Origin of the sequence: Qipengyuania sp., from assembly GCF_048550555.1 — a bacterium.
Lineage (GTDB): Bacteria > Pseudomonadota > Alphaproteobacteria > Sphingomonadales > Sphingomonadaceae > Qipengyuania.
In genome coordinates, this window is the sequence record NZ_JBLYYF010000039.1 from 107,462 (window position 1) to 121,008 (window position 13,547).

The window sequence follows — 13,547 nt, forward strand, 5'->3', positions numbered from 1 at the left end:
AACCTCGAGCAGACCCAAGCCAAGATGAGCGCCAAGGACGTCTCCGTCTTCTACGGCGACAAGAAGGCCATCGACGGCGTTTCGATCGACATCCCGACCGAATATGTCACGGCCTTCATCGGTCCCTCGGGCTGCGGCAAGTCGACCTTCCTGCGCACGCTCAACCGGATGAACGACACGATCCCCTCGGCCCGCGTCGAAGGCGCGATCGAACTCGACGGCCAGGACATCTACCGGTCGGGCATGGACGTCGTGCAACTCCGCGCGCGCGTCGGCATGGTATTCCAGAAGCCCAATCCCTTTCCCAAGTCGATTTACGAGAACATCTCCTACGGCCCCAAGATCCACGGTCTCGCCGAGGGCAAGGACGAGCTCGACGCGATCGTCGAGAAGTCGCTCCGGCGCGCCGGCCTGTGGGAAGAGGTCAAGGATCGCCTGCTGGACAGCGGCACCGCACTCTCGGGCGGCCAGCAGCAGCGCCTGTGCATCGCCCGCGCGATCGCGGTCGATCCCGAAGTGATCCTGATGGACGAACCCTGTTCGGCGCTCGACCCCATTGCGACCGCCAAGATCGAGGAACTGATCGCCGAGCTCAACGGCCGCTATGCGATCGTCATCGTGACGCACTCGATGCAGCAGGCCGCCCGCGTCAGCCAGCGCACAGCCTTCTTCCACCTCGGGAAAATGGTGGAATATGGTCGCACTTCTGACATATTTACCAATCCGCTTGAACAGCGCACCCAGGATTACATCACGGGACGCTACGGATAAGGCCATGAATACAATGCAAGAACACACGGTAAAGGCCTTCGACGAAGACATCACCCGCCTGCGTGGCCTGATCGCCGAGATGGGCGGTCTGTCCGAGGCTGCGATCGCCCAGTCGCTCGAGGCGCTGGTCAAGGGCGATGACGAACTCGCCGACAAGGTGGTCAAAGGCGACAAGCGGATCGACGCGCTCGAAAGCGAGATCGACAAGCTCGCGGTACGGATCATCGCGCTACGTGCGCCGATGGCCGACGATTTGCGCGAAGTGATCGCCGCGCTCAAGATCGCCGGCGTGGTCGAACGTATCGGCGACTATTCGAAGAATATCGCCAAGGCGAGCAAGGAAATCGGCCCCAACCGCAAGCAGTTCGAGCCGCTCACCCTGCTTCCCGCCATGGCCGACGTCGCCGCCGAGATGGTCCACGACGTGCTCACTGCCTACGCGGCTCGCAATGCGGAGCTGGCGCGCGAGGTGATTGCGGCGGACGAGAAGGTCGATGCCTTCTACAATTCGATCTTCCGCAATCTCGTCAGCCATATGGTCGAGAACCCCTCGACCATTTCGAGCGCGGCGCAGATGCTCTTCGTGGCGCGCAATCTCGAGCGCATCGGCGACCATGCGACCAATGTTGCCGAAATGGTGCATTTCGCGGCGACCGGAACTTATCCGGTCGACGACGACGGCTGACACAAAACTGTAGCGCGAGGGTCATAAAGCCTTGTCGACCGAGACGGACAATTCCCGGAAAGGCAAGGATTTGCACGCCGCTAAACTGCTTCTGGTGGAGGACGATCCCGCCCTCTCCGAACTGCTCGAATATCGCTTCGCCAACGAAGGCTACCAGGTTCGCACCACCGCCGATGGCGATGAGGCGCTGCTGCTGGCGGCCGAGGACGTGCCCGATCTCGTGATCCTCGACTGGATGATCGAGGGCACCAGCGGAATCGAAGTCTGTCGCCGCCTGCGCCGCGACAAGGATACCGCGCACGTCCCGATCATCATGCTGACCGCGCGCGAGGCGGAGGACGATCGTGTCCGCGGGCTCGACACCGGCGCCGACGACTACCTGACCAAGCCCTTCTCTCCGCGCGAGCTGCTCGCGCGCGTGGCGGCGGTGATGCGCCGCATCCGTCCGGCGCTGGCCGGCGAGAGCATCGAGGTCGGCGACATCACGCTCGATCCGGTGGCGCACAAGGTTTCGCGCCGCGGCCGTACGCTCCAGCTCGGCCCGACCGAATACCGCCTGCTCAAGTTCTTCATGGAAAGCCCCGGCCGCGTGTTCAGCCGCGGGCAGTTGCTCGACGGCGTCTGGGGCACCGAGAGCGAGATCGAACTGCGCACGGTCGACGTCCATATCCGCCGCCTGCGCAAGGCGATCGAAATCGAGGGCGCGAAGGACCCGGTCCGCACCGTCCGCAGCGCGGGTTATTCGCTCGAGGCCTGAGCTAGCGACAGACGCCGCGCCAGCGCGGGCTCATGTCGAGATGCAGGTGGTCTGCATGCGCCGCGTTGTAGTCGGGTGAGAGGACCGTGGCGAAGCCGTCGCACGCACCGTCGCGCACCCTGCGCAAGAAGCGCGCCTTCGGGCCATCGCCTTCCCAGTCGCGCAACACGCTGATGCGCGTTCCGTCCTCGAGCACGAAACCGGCGATGTCGATCGCATTGGCGGTCGCGTGCTCGCTCCAGGGGCCGGTATCGCGGCCATAGAGGCGACGGCACGAATAGGCGCCCAGGTGCTCGATCCGCGCAATCGGTGAGCCCAGGCGCGCCTGCGCCTCCGGGTCCAGCACCTCGCGCTGCCATAGCAGCAGTGCGATCGAGGCCGGGCAAGTGACCGCCGGCGTGTCGGGCACCAGCGGGAAGTCTCCGAGGCGTGTTCGATCCTCGCGGCGACAGGCACCCTCCCCGACCGGATCGAGCACCCGATGGGCGACGGCGCTGCGGGTGAGCACGGCGCGGCAAGCAGCCACATCGTCGCGTAGCGCGAGCAGCTTGGCCTCGGTCGCCCATCCGGGCGGATCGCGCAGGTCGAGCGGTGCCCAGGGATCGTGTTCGGGATGCTCGGCGAGCCACACCCGCCCGGTGAGCAGCACGGCAAGCAGGACGAGCAGCAAGGCTGCGCGCTTGTCGCCCGCGAAGGTCCCGACATACCGCGATATGAGCGGTCTCACACCCCGCTCTCCAGGAGTTCCGCCATGACCAGCACCGCGATCATCAGGAAAAGGATTCCGATGACGCGGTCGATCCAGCGACGCGCCGCGGTCCGTTGCATCGTCCGCGCAAGGCTCTGCCCCGCCCCGATATAGAGCGCACCGACGACGAGGTCGATCACGAGCGCCACCCCCGCGAGCACGAGAATCTGCCAGCCCACCGGCGCGGAGGCATCGACGAAGGGCGGGATGATCGCGACCATGTAGATCAGCGACTTGGGATTGCCGATGGCGACGAAGATCCCGTCGCGAAAGGCATGGCGCGAGGGTTCGCGCGCCGGCCTCGCCGGATCGTCGAGCGGATGGAAGGAATGGCGGATCGCGGCCACGCCGAGCCAGGCGAGATAGGCGATACCGGCGAGCGCGAGCAGGTGGAAGGCCAGCGGATAGGCCTTCGCCAGCGTCCCCAGCCCCAAGGCGGCGAGCAGCCACCAGGCGATATAGCCGATCTGCATGCCGAGCAGCGCCGCCCAGCCCGATCGTGCCCCGCGCCAGATCGCCTGCCCCATGACGAACAGCATCGACTGGCCGGGGACCAGGCTGGTGGTGGCAGTCACCAGCGCGAAGGCGGCGAGTTTCTCGGCGTCGATCATGCCGCCAGCCCCTAGTGGAAGTCGCGGCTCGGGGGAATGATCCGCACGTCGCGCGGATGCCCGCCGGCACTCGGGCCGAACCACCCGCATTCGCGATTGCCCGGTGGCGGTTCCTCCCACGGCTCGACCGGGCGATAGGAATCCGCAGGGCCCTCCCTCGCCTGTCCTGTTCCTGCCGCAGGATCGCGCGAATTGGACTTGGCTGGCAACGGCGAGGTGACATGGTCTGCCCGCGCGACCGGCGCATTGAGCATGTCGTCGGACAGGCGGTAGAGCTGGTGCGAAGCATCCTCCATGTGATGCGCGATGACGTGGATCACCTCGTCGTCGTATTCCACCCGGCCGCGTACCTCCATCAGCCGTGAACCCATCACCACACGGCGCTGTTTTTCCTTGAGATCGGGCCAGACGACAAGGTTGACCACCCCGGTCTCGTCCTCGAGCGTGATGAAGCACACGCCCTTGGCGCTGCCCGGCTGCTGGCGGATGAGCACCACTCCCGCAACCTGGACCATGGACCGGAACTTGCGGTTGCGCAGATCGCAGGCGCGCACGAAACCCCGCTCGCTCAGATCGTTGCGCAGGAAGGACATCGGATGCGCCTTCAGGCTCAGCCGGGTCGTCTGGTAATCCGCCACGACCTCTTCCGACAAAGGCATGATGGGCAGCATGGCGGGCGAGGTTTCGGCACCTTCGTCGCGCTGTGCCGCGGCGGCGAAAAGCGGCAGGTCGGCGCTGGCGATCAGGCTGCGGGCATCCCACAGCGCCTGGCGCCGCCCCAGGCCGATCGAACCGAAGCAATCGGCACTGGCGAGCCGCTCGACGTGTGAAGGCGCAATGCGGGCACGGTCGCGCACCGCCGTGACGTCATCGTAAGGCCCGTTGGTCTCCCGTTCGGCGATCAGCCTTGCCGCCACGTGTTCCGGTAATCCGTCGACCTGGCGCAGCCCGAGCCGCAGCGCCATCGTCCCGCCGACATCCTCGAGCGTGCAATCCCAGTCGGACAGATTGGCGTCGGCGGGGAGCACCGTGACGCCATGATCCGCCGCATCGCGCACGATCTGCGCCGGGGCATAGAATCCCATCGGCTGCGAATTGAGCAGCGCACAGGCGAAGGCCGCCGGATAGTGGCACTTCATCCAGCTCGAGATATAGACGAGATGCGCGAAGCTGGCCGCGTGGCTTTCGGGAAAGCCGTATTCGCCGAACCCCTTGATCTGATCGAAGCAACGCTCGGCGAATGCGGGATCGTATCCCCGCGCGATCATGCGTCCGACCATCATCTCCTGATGCTCGTGCACCATCCCGCGGCTGCGGAAAGTGGCCATCGCCTTGCGCAGGCGATTGGCCTCCGCGGGCGAGAACCTGGCCGCGTCGATGGCGATCTTCATCGCCTGCTCCTGGAAGATCGGCACGCCATAGGTCCGCTTGAGGATCGAGGAGAGTTCGTCCGCCGGGCCATGTTCGGGCGATGGCGAGGGAAGGCTGAAATCGGTCCTGCCCTCGCGTGCCCGTCGGCGTTGCTTGAGATAGGGATGGACCATGTCGCCCTGGATCGGCCCTGGACGGACGATCGCCACCTGGACCACCAGATCGTAGAATTCGCGCGGCCTGAGCCGGGGCAGCATGTTCATCTGCGCGCGGCTTTCGACCTGGAACACGCCCAGCGAATCGCCCTTGCAGAGCATGTCGTAGACCGCCGGGTCCTCGCGCGGGACGGTGGCCAGATCGTAGCTCTGCCCATGGTGGTCCTCGAGCAGTTTCAGTCCCTTGCGGATGCAGGTCAGCATTCCGAGCGCGAGCACATCGACCTTGAGAATGCCAAGGTCGTCGATATCGTCCTTGTCCCATTCGATGAAGCTGCGGTCGGGCATCGCGCCATTGCCGATCGGCACGGTTGCCGTCAGCGGGCCGTCAGTGAGGATGAAGCCGCCGACATGCTGGCTGAGATGGCGGGGCATGCCGATCATCTGCTCGGTGAGCCTGAGCACGCGGCGCAGATGCGGATCGGCCAGATCGAGGCCGGTTTCCTCGCGGATGTGCCGTTCATCGATATTCTTGCCCCAGGAGCCCCATACGGTGCGGGCGAGAACCGCCGTGACATCCTCCGACAGGCCCATCGCCTTGCCCACCTCGCGGATCGCCATGCGGGGCCGGTAATGGATCACCGTCGCGCACAGGCCGGCGCGATCACGGCCATAGTGTTCGTAAATGTGCTGGATCACCTCCTCGCGCCGCTCATGCTCGAAATCGACGTCGATATCGGGCGGCTCGCGGCGCTCCTTCGAGATGAAGCGGTCGAACAGCAGCTGGTGCTTGGCCGGATCGACCGAGGTAATGCCGAGGCAGAAGCACACCGCCGAATTGGCCGCCGATCCCCGGCCCTGGCACAGGATATCCCTGCTCCGCGCGAAATCGACGATGTCCTTGATCGTCAGGAAATAGGGCGCCAGGTCGAGTTCCCCGATGAGCTTCAGCTCGCGCTTGAGCGTTTTCTTCACAGCAGGCGGCAAGCCTTTGGGATATCGATCTTTCTTGGCTCCCAGCCAGACCTTCTGTTCGAGATAGCGCTGCGGGCTCAGATCGTCGGGATAGATCTCTTGCGGATATTCGTATCGCAGTTCGTCGAGACTGAAGCTGCAGGCATCGGCCACTTCGCGCGTCGCGGCAATCGCATGCGGCCAGCGTTCGAAAAGTTTCACCATGGTCACGGGCGGCTTGAGGTAGCGCTCGCCATTGCCGTGGAGCAGATGCCCGGCAGCGGCGACGGTGGTCCTGTGCCGGATCGCGGTCATCACGTCCTGCAGCGGGCGCTTGTCGGGCGTGGCATAGTGCACGTCGTTGGTGGCGAGGAGCGAAAGTCCATGGGTCTTCGCCAGCGCATCGAGCCGTTCGATCCGGGCGATGTCGTCGCCGATGTGGAGATAGCTCGCGGCAATATGGCGCAGCGTCGGCAGCAGGGAAACGAGATGCGGGAGGATTTGCTCTAAGGCACCGGTGAAGTCGGCCCTTTCCTCGACGTCGTCCCGGCCCGCGAGCCGGAAGGGGATGATGTTGCTCTCGACCTGAATGGTGAATGGCTGGTCTAGGTCGCGCGGGGGGAGGAGGATCAGCTGCACGTCCTCGGCATGCGCGGCGAGCAGGGCGAGATCGATGTCGCAGGCGCCCTTGTCCTGCCATCCCCCGTCGAGCCTCCGCATCCGGCCGGCCGAAATCAGCTGGCAGAGCCGGCCATAGGCGGCGCGATCGCGCGGATAGGCGAGGAAGCACAGACCCTCGACCGTTTCTATCCTGCATCCGATAAGTGGCTTGAGTTTAAGCTTTTTCGCTTCGGTATGGATGCGCACCACGCCCGCCATGCTGTTGGCGTCGGCAATCCCTATCGCATCGTATCCGAGCGCACGCGCGCGCAGCACGAGATCGACCGCATCGCTCGCACCGCGCAGGAAGCTGAAACAGGAGACAAGCCCGAGTTCGACAAAGGGTGCGCGCGGCGGCGCCTCGATCAGTTCCGGATCGAGCTCGATCGTCCGCTTGGGGATCTGGTGGTCGTTTTCGGGCATCAGACCTCCCCGACACGGGGAGGGGGACCGTCGAAGACGGTGGAAGGGCACCAGTGGTGGCTTCGGACCACGAAGTATCGAGCCGTGCTAGCGTGCCCCACCACCATCCTGCGGATGGTTCCCCTCCCCCATGGGGGGAGGCCGATCATGCCAACTCGCTCAGCCGGGCCCTGACCGCGGCAAGGTCGGCATCGAACAGGCGCGCCTGCTCCTCGCGCGCCGTGCCGTCGAGGCGCAGCAGGTAGGAGGGGTGCGCGGTCACCCACAATTCACTGCCGTCCTCGAGTGCGATCGGCTGGCCGCGGACCCTGGAGATGCTCACCGTCTTGCCCAGCAAGCCCCGCGCCGCGCTGGCGCCCATCGCCAGCACAAGCTTGGGCCGGACGATCGCGCGCTCGCTCTCGATCCACCAGCGGCAGGTGTCGATCTCCTTCGCGCCCGGGTTCTGGTGCAGTCGCCGTTTCCCGCGCTGGACATATTTGAAATGCTTCACCGCATTGGTGACATAGGCGGCGCGGCGGTCGATCCCGACCTTCTCCAGATGCGCATCGAGCAATTGTCCGGCGGGGCCGACGAAGGGACGCCCGGCCTGGTCCTCCTGGTCGCCCGGCTGTTCGCCGACGATCATCAGCGCGGCGTCCTGCGGCCCCTCGCCCATCACCGCGTGGTTGTCGAGCTGGCCGATCGGGCACTTGCGGCAGGCATGAATCGCCTTCCCGATCGCTGCGAGCGTCGCGGGCCGTTCCTCGAATTCGAGCGCCCCCTTCTCGACCATGGCGCTCTCGCGCTTCTGCGCGCCGGCGACCAGTTCGGGGATGAGCGCGGCCTCGGGCATGTTCTTCCAGTATTTCTTCGGCATTTCCTTGAGCATCGCGCCGACCTTCAACCGCGCGGGATTGAAGATCGAGGCGTAATAGCCGCGCCAGAGATCTTCCATCGGGTCGCCACCGGGCGCATCGCTGCGCTGCGCGGGCGGGCCTTCGGACATGGTCGTGCCGTCCCAATGGAGGCTGCCGCGCGGGGTCAGGATCGACCAGCGCATATTGGCGAAGCGGCGCATGAAGAAGCCCGCATTGGCGCGCAGGATATGATGCTCGGGCTCGAACCAGGCGACGTAATGCTCGCGCGCTTCGTCATCGGCATTCTCGACGAGGCGGAAGCGGACGAAGGCATGCATCTTGTGGCTGTCGCGGCGCACCGCCTTGTCGAGTTCCTCAACCCGCCGCACGTCGGGATCGGCCCTGTCCTCCATGATCCCCGGGGTCGACTGCAGGCGCCACAGCAGGCGGTAGAGCAGCGCGAAACGCCCGGGATCCGAATGGAGGATGGCATTGCGCGCGAGGCTGACGAAGCGGCGGTTGGCGCGTACCAGGCGGGCATCCGCCGGGGGCACGGGTATGCCTTGCCCCGCCTGCGCGGCAGAGGCGGCGAACAGGTCGCCGCTGCCACCCGGCTCGACCCAGGCGATCCGGTCGGGCGCCACCGCGCATTGCACCAGCGCCCGCGCGCGCTCGCGCCAGAGCTCGAAATCGTCCGCCTCGGGAAGATCGACCACGTAATCGCTCGCAGGCCTCGCATGTTCGAGCGCCATCATGCCGCGAACAGTTCGAGCTGCTCGGTCTTGGGTGCGAGCAGGCTCCGCAGGTCGGCGCGGTCGGTCAGCAGGACGGGGCGCCAGTCGACGGTGCAGATGAACGGCCGCACCTTGGTGACCGACTGGGTGAGCAGCGCGACATCGTCGAGCCGCAGGCTGCGGTGGCGCCGACTGGCGAGGATCCGGCCCACCGCCTTCACCCCGAGCCCGGGCACGCGCAGCAATTGTTCCCTGGTCGCGCGGTTGACGTCGACCGGGAACTGCTCGCGGAACTTCAGGGCCCAGGCGAGCTTGGGATCGATATCGAGCGGCAGGTTCCCGTCGGCCTCGGTCGCCTGCATCACCTCCGTCGGCTTGTAGCCGTAGAAGCGCATCAGCCAGTCGGACTGGTAAAGCCGGTGTTCGCGGATCAGCGGCGGGCGTTTCAAGGGTAGCACCGCGCTGGCATCGGGGATCGGCGAGAAGGCGCTGTAATAGACCCGCCGCAGCCCGAAGCTGTCGTAGAGTCGGCTGGCCTTGCCGACGATGTCGGCATCGGTCGCGGCATCGGCCCCGACGATCATCTGCGTCGACTGGCCAGCGGGGGCGAAGCGCGGGGCGTGCTTGAACCTTTTGTGCGCGTCCTTGAGCTCACTTATGTCGCTCTTGACCCGGCCCATCGCGCCTTCGATCTGGCGCGCATCCTTGTCGGGGGCGAGACGAGTGAGCCCGCTGTCGGTCGGCAGCTCGACATTGATCGAGACACGGTCGGCATAGAGCCCCGCCTGATGGACGATCTCGGCATCCGCCTCGGGGATGGTCTTGAGGTGGATATAGCCACGAAAATCGTGTTCTTCCCGCAGGATACGCGTGACTTCTACGAGCTGTTCCATCGTGTGGTTCGAGCTTTTGACGATCCCCGAGGAAAGAAACAGCCCCTCGATATAGTTGCGCCGGTAGAAGGCCAGCGTGAGGTCCACCACCTCCTGCGGGCTGAACCGCGCGCGCACCACATTCGAGCTCTTGCGGTTGATGCAATAATGGCAGTCGAACACGCAATGATTGGTCAGCAGGATCTTGAGCAGCGAGATGCACCGCCCGTCAGGGGCATAGGCGTGGCAGATGCCCATGCCCTCGGTCGACCCCAGCCCTTTCCCGCCCAGCGAGTTGCGCTTGGCCGTTCCCGACGAGGCGCAGGAAGCGTCGTATTTCGCCGCATCGGCGAGAATCTCGAGCTTCTGCAGGATGGTGAGAACGGCCATGTGTTCCTTATATGTTCTGACGCGCATCCTGCCAATGTCGAATGATACATAGGAGCGGAAATTCGCGATGGTTTCCGCGTCGTTTACCCTGGGCAGGAAATCGCGCTTAACCCTCAAGCTCCCAAGACCGTCCGATAAAAGAGGACGCACAGTGGGATTGTTCCAGAAAAAGCAGGTCGCCTCCCAACCCGACATGCGCAGCGCCAAACGTCACCCGGTCGACTGCCCGGCCAGCCTGATGCTGCTCGGTCGCGAATGCGAGGGAAGGCTTTCGGACCTGTCGGAAACCGGCGCCCGCTTCGACACGCCGACGCCGCCTGCCAAGGGTGTATCGGGCCTTCTCTCGTGGCGCGGCCACGAATTCTTCGGCAAGGTTGCCTGGTCCAACGAAGACAGCTGCGGGATCGTGTTCGAGCGACCGCTTCCCCAGGCGATCCTTCAGGATTCGATTAACCGGCTGGAAAAGTCCACCGGTCCCGCTGCCAATTTCGGCAATATCCCGATCGCCCAGCGCGGCCGCCGCGGGCTTGTCGCGAGCTAGGCACCCAGCCCCTGCAGGTACCAGTCGGGCGCGCCGCCGCGTCCGTCACCGATCAGGCCCCGACGGTAGATCCAGTAGCGCCGCCCCTGCCCGTCCTCGATCCGGTAATAGTCGCGCAGCCGCGCGGCGCCGCGCTCGCGCCACCATTCGGGGGCGATGCGTTCGGGCCCCTCCACCCGCGCGACATCATGCACCTCGCCACGCCAGCGGAAGCGCTGCGGATAGCCGTCAGGGGTGGCATAGAGGACCGCAATCTTCTCGGGCTTGTCGAGCAATTTCTGAGGCCTGGAGTAGAATTCCAATAGTTCTTGCGAAGCAGGTTCGGGTTCCAATGGAGGCTGCCAGCGCTGCGCACGTTCGGGGAGATGGCTGGCGTAGGGAACCGGCCGGCTGACCGCCTTTGCGCCCAGCCGCACGCTCAGCCGGTCGATGCAGGAGGCCAGGCTGGTGCCGCGGCTTTCGGAGCCCGCCTCGATGTCGCCCTGATCGAGCGTCAGTGGCTCGGTCCAGCTGGCACGCAGACGCAGCATCTCGATCCCGAAACCGGCGTCGATATCGTCGAGACGGGCGGCGAAGAGGCGCAGCATATGCGCCGGATCGCGCGTGGCGGCGGCCAGTTCGAGCCGCCGGACGACGACCTCGCCATCGACTCGCCACAGACCCAGTTCGAGCCGCCGGGCGCCCTGCCCCTGCGCTTCGAGTTCGCGCGCCATGTCCCCGGCGAGATCGGCGACCACTCGGTCGAGCAACTGCCGGTGACGGATCGGTTCGAGCAGCCGCCGCTGGACCAACGGCATGACTTGCGGGATGACCGGCAGCAGCGGTTCGGGCACGCGGCCGAGCAACTGGTCGAGCCGGACAAGCGGATTGGCAGCGGGCGATTTGCGGTTGCGGAAGCGCCGCTGGATCGCATCGCGCCCAATACCGGCGATATTGCCGAGCCTCTTGAGGCCGAGCCGGCGCAGCACGGTGACGACATCCTGATCGAGCCGCAGCGCCGCCACCGGCAGTTCGGCCAGCGCTCGCATGATACCCTCGCACCCTTCCACGATCGCGCCCTCGGGGCCATAGTGCGCCAGCGCCCAGGCTGCCCCGGCGGTCGGGGCGATGGCCGCGCGCAGGGCCAGCCCGCGCCGCGCGAAGGCGGCATGGACGTCGGCCAGTAGCGCCTCCTCGCCGCCGAACAGATGCGGAACCGCGGTGACATCGACCAGCAGCCCCTCGGGCGTATCGAGCGCGGACCACGGCCCCCAGCGCTGTGCCCAGAGAGCCAGCTGTTCGAGAAAGGCGATATCCCCCGCCGGGTCGGCGGGCGCGGTGGCGATCTCGGGGCACAGCGCGCGCGCGTCGGCGAGCATCATGCCCTTGCTAGCACCCGCAGCCGTCGCGGCGCGATCGACCGCCTCGATCCGCGGGCCGTGCGCTGTGTCGGCGATCAGCACCAGCGGCCCCGCAGCAGGCGTGCCGCCCCGCTCCGCCACCGTCAGGTGCCAGCGATCCATCGCCAGCGCTGGAAGCCAGAGCGAGAGGATGCGGCGCGGCCGCACCCCCGCCCGGTCCGCGCTCACGCCCGGCGCGGCGGCTGCCTGAGGCGCAATCCCGCCGTCCAGCCTGCCACCGCCTCGTCGACCTCGCGTCGGGCCTTGCTCGCCCCGAGCCTGCCGCCTTCCTCGCCCAGGGTCCATTCGCCCGGCGCATGCGCACGGGCGCGGAACAGCTCCGCGCGCCAACGCGGCGGACCGGGCGCCTGCGCATTCCAGCGCGGCGCAGGCGACGGCAGCGAGGCAACCTCCCACCGCATCCGCGCCGAGGAGAGATCGCGCATGGCATCGAGCCGGACGAGGAACAGCGGCACGCCGTGCTGTTCGCTCGCCAGCGTCAGCCGGCGCGAGGCGGTGAAATCGAGCGCCCGCGGATTGCCCGCGATCTCCCCCACGACGAAGGCGAGATCGCGGCAGCGCAATCCCTCCTCGAGCGCGAAGAGCGCATCCTCCGCCTTTTCGGCCAGCACATGGATCACCCGTGACTGGAGATTCCCGGGAAGCCCGGCGCGATAGGGACGCCCCCCGCGCCGTGCCGCCTCGCGTGTCTGGACCCACAGCACGCTGCGCGCGTCGCGGGCCTCGCCTGCGTCGTGCTGCGGAAGGCTGCGCCAGTCGTCGAGCGCCAGTGCCAGCGCAGCACCCGTCCCTGCCCCATCGCGCGAGGAGGCAAAAATCTCGCTATGCAGCGTCAGCCCCTGTTGCGCCGCCAGACCGGGGCGCCAGCGCGCGCTGCGCTGCGCGGAAAGCGCGGCAAGGTCTTCGAAGGCCGCAAGCGGCAGCGAGGCAAGATCGGGTGAAGGCATAGGGGAACGACTTTTCTGTTCCCATTATGTTCCATTCGCGCGCGATTCGCAATTCGTCCTTCGACGCCCTCGCCCCGGCGTATGGCCAGGAACCGCAAGGCGCCCTCAGTTGTTTGAAAATCAAACGCAATTCGAAAGGCTGTGACCCATGAAATATTCGCAAGGCAACCCCGACGCGTTAACGCAGAAGTTCTGGACGGCGCTCGCCGATTCGCCCTTCCTGTTCCTCGAACTCGATGGTCGTTCGGACACTTCCGTTCCCATGACCGCGCAGCTCGACAAGGATGCGAACAGCACGATCTGGTTCTTCACGCAGAAGAAATCGGACTTCGCTCAGCTGGGCAAGGTCAAGGCAAGCTTCGTCGGCAAGGACCACGATATCTTTGCACGCTTCGACGGCACACTGGCGGTCGAAACCAGCCAGGAACGTTTCGACCAGTTCTGGAACAATTTCGTCGAGGCTTGGTACGACGGCGGCAAGGACGATCCCGACATCCTCTTCCTGCGCATGGACCTCGGCGAGGCGGAAATCTGGAGCGGCGATATAGGCCTGCTCAACACCGCCAAGATGGCGCTCGGCATGAATGTCCACGATGAGGCCGAGAAACGCCACGCCGAATCTGTCGACATCTGACCCAACGCATAGCGCGAAGAAACAAAGAGGGCCGCTCCCACCGGGGAGCGGTCCT

General features: G+C 66.0%; 12 protein-coding genes. 5 read left to right on the forward strand and 7 right to left on the reverse strand.

All coding sequences use genetic code 11. The annotated features are described in order from the left end of the window. Positions 1-24 precede the first annotated feature (24 nt). From pstB to phoB, 3 genes are all read left to right on the forward strand, one after another. Positions 25-771 carry a phosphate ABC transporter ATP-binding protein PstB gene (pstB, locus tag ACN4E0_RS10080; RefSeq protein WP_419567649.1) on the forward strand — a complete coding sequence of 249 codons (747 nt, stop codon included), beginning with the start codon at positions 25-27 and terminating at the stop codon, positions 769-771. Positions 772-784: 13 nt separating this feature from the next. Then, positions 785-1,456: a phosphate signaling complex protein PhoU gene (gene phoU / locus ACN4E0_RS10085; protein ID WP_419567650.1), complete on the forward strand. Its 672-nt coding sequence runs from the start codon at positions 785-787 to the stop codon at positions 1,454-1,456. Between the two features lie 70 nt (positions 1,457-1,526). Beyond that, entirely contained in the window at positions 1,527-2,213 is a 687-nt protein-coding gene (gene phoB / locus ACN4E0_RS10090; protein WP_221603756.1) for a phosphate regulon transcriptional regulator PhoB, read from the forward strand. Between the two features lies 1 nt (position 2,214). Here phoB and ACN4E0_RS10095 read toward each other — a convergent pair whose 3' ends face one another. The 5 genes from ACN4E0_RS10095 to ACN4E0_RS10115 form a co-directional block, all read right to left on the reverse strand. Then, entirely contained in the window at positions 2,215-2,940 is a 726-nt protein-coding gene (locus ACN4E0_RS10095) for an extensin family protein (RefSeq protein WP_419567530.1), read from the reverse strand. Beyond that, positions 2,937-3,572 (reverse strand): LysE family translocator, encoded by a 636-nt coding sequence (locus ACN4E0_RS10100; RefSeq protein WP_419567531.1) that lies wholly within the window; start codon positions 3,570-3,572, stop codon positions 2,937-2,939. Before ACN4E0_RS10100 ends, ACN4E0_RS10095 begins: the two co-directional genes overlap by 4 nt. Before the next feature lie 11 nt (positions 3,573-3,583). After that, complete coding sequence (locus ACN4E0_RS10105) at positions 3,584-7,135, reverse strand: error-prone DNA polymerase (RefSeq protein WP_419567532.1); 3,552 nt, start codon at positions 7,133-7,135, stop codon at positions 3,584-3,586. Between the two features lie 145 nt (positions 7,136-7,280). Then, positions 7,281-8,729: a UdgX family uracil-DNA binding protein gene (locus ACN4E0_RS10110; protein ID WP_419567533.1), complete on the reverse strand. Its 1,449-nt coding sequence runs from the start codon at positions 8,727-8,729 to the stop codon at positions 7,281-7,283. After that, entirely contained in the window at positions 8,726-9,970 is a 1,245-nt protein-coding gene (locus tag ACN4E0_RS10115; protein ID WP_419567535.1) for a putative DNA modification/repair radical SAM protein, read from the reverse strand. Before ACN4E0_RS10115 ends, ACN4E0_RS10110 begins: the two co-directional genes overlap by 4 nt. Before the next feature lie 193 nt (positions 9,971-10,163). On the opposite strand from ACN4E0_RS10115, the gene ACN4E0_RS10120 reads away from it, so the two are divergent. After that, on the forward strand, positions 10,164-10,511 hold the full coding sequence (locus ACN4E0_RS10120; RefSeq protein ID WP_419567537.1) for a PilZ domain-containing protein: 348 nt from the start codon (positions 10,164-10,166) through the stop codon (positions 10,509-10,511). On the opposite strand, the gene ACN4E0_RS10125 is transcribed toward ACN4E0_RS10120, so the two are convergent. Then, a complete protein-coding gene (locus ACN4E0_RS10125) occupies positions 10,508-12,013 on the reverse strand; it encodes a DUF6504 family protein (protein WP_419567651.1) in 1,506 nt (501 codons plus the stop codon). The genes ACN4E0_RS10120 and ACN4E0_RS10125 overlap by 4 nt on opposite strands. 62 nt (positions 12,014-12,075) lie before the next feature. Then, positions 12,076-12,858 (reverse strand): hypothetical protein, encoded by a 783-nt coding sequence (locus tag ACN4E0_RS10130; RefSeq protein ID WP_419567538.1) that lies wholly within the window; start codon positions 12,856-12,858, stop codon positions 12,076-12,078. 148 nt (positions 12,859-13,006) lie between these two features. Between ACN4E0_RS10130 and ACN4E0_RS10135 the strand changes: the two genes are divergently transcribed. After that, the gene (locus tag ACN4E0_RS10135) at positions 13,007-13,492 is read left to right on the forward strand and encodes a pyridoxamine 5'-phosphate oxidase family protein (protein WP_419567540.1); all 486 of its coding nucleotides are present in this window, start codon (positions 13,007-13,009) and stop codon (positions 13,490-13,492) included. The last annotated feature ends 55 nt before the right edge of the window (positions 13,493-13,547 follow it).

Excerpts from the sequence above, each read along its gene's own strand:
- pstB (WP_419567649.1), top strand. The coding sequence starts at position 25 with ATGAGCGCCAAGGACGTCTCCGTCTTCTACGGCGACAAGAAGGCCATC.
- ACN4E0_RS10110 (WP_419567533.1), bottom strand. The coding sequence starts at position 8,729 with ATGATGGCGCTCGAACATGCGAGGCCTGCGAGCGATTACGTGGTCGAT.
- ACN4E0_RS10105 (WP_419567532.1), bottom strand. The coding sequence starts at position 7,135 with ATGCCCGAAAACGACCACCAGATCCCCAAGCGGACGATCGAGCTCGAT.
- phoU (WP_419567650.1), top strand. The coding sequence starts at position 785 with ATGCAAGAACACACGGTAAAGGCCTTCGACGAAGACATCACCCGCCTG.
- ACN4E0_RS10120 (WP_419567537.1), top strand. The coding sequence starts at position 10,164 with ATGCGCAGCGCCAAACGTCACCCGGTCGACTGCCCGGCCAGCCTGATG.
- ACN4E0_RS10115 (WP_419567535.1), bottom strand. The coding sequence starts at position 9,970 with ATGGCCGTTCTCACCATCCTGCAGAAGCTCGAGATTCTCGCCGATGCG.
- ACN4E0_RS10100 (WP_419567531.1), bottom strand. The coding sequence starts at position 3,572 with ATGATCGACGCCGAGAAACTCGCCGCCTTCGCGCTGGTGACTGCCACC.
- ACN4E0_RS10130 (WP_419567538.1), bottom strand. The coding sequence starts at position 12,858 with ATGCCTTCACCCGATCTTGCCTCGCTGCCGCTTGCGGCCTTCGAAGAC.
- ACN4E0_RS10125 (WP_419567651.1), bottom strand. The coding sequence starts at position 12,013 with ATGGATCGCTGGCACCTGACGGTGGCGGAGCGGGGCGGCACGCCTGCT.
- ACN4E0_RS10135 (WP_419567540.1), top strand. The coding sequence starts at position 13,007 with ATGAAATATTCGCAAGGCAACCCCGACGCGTTAACGCAGAAGTTCTGG.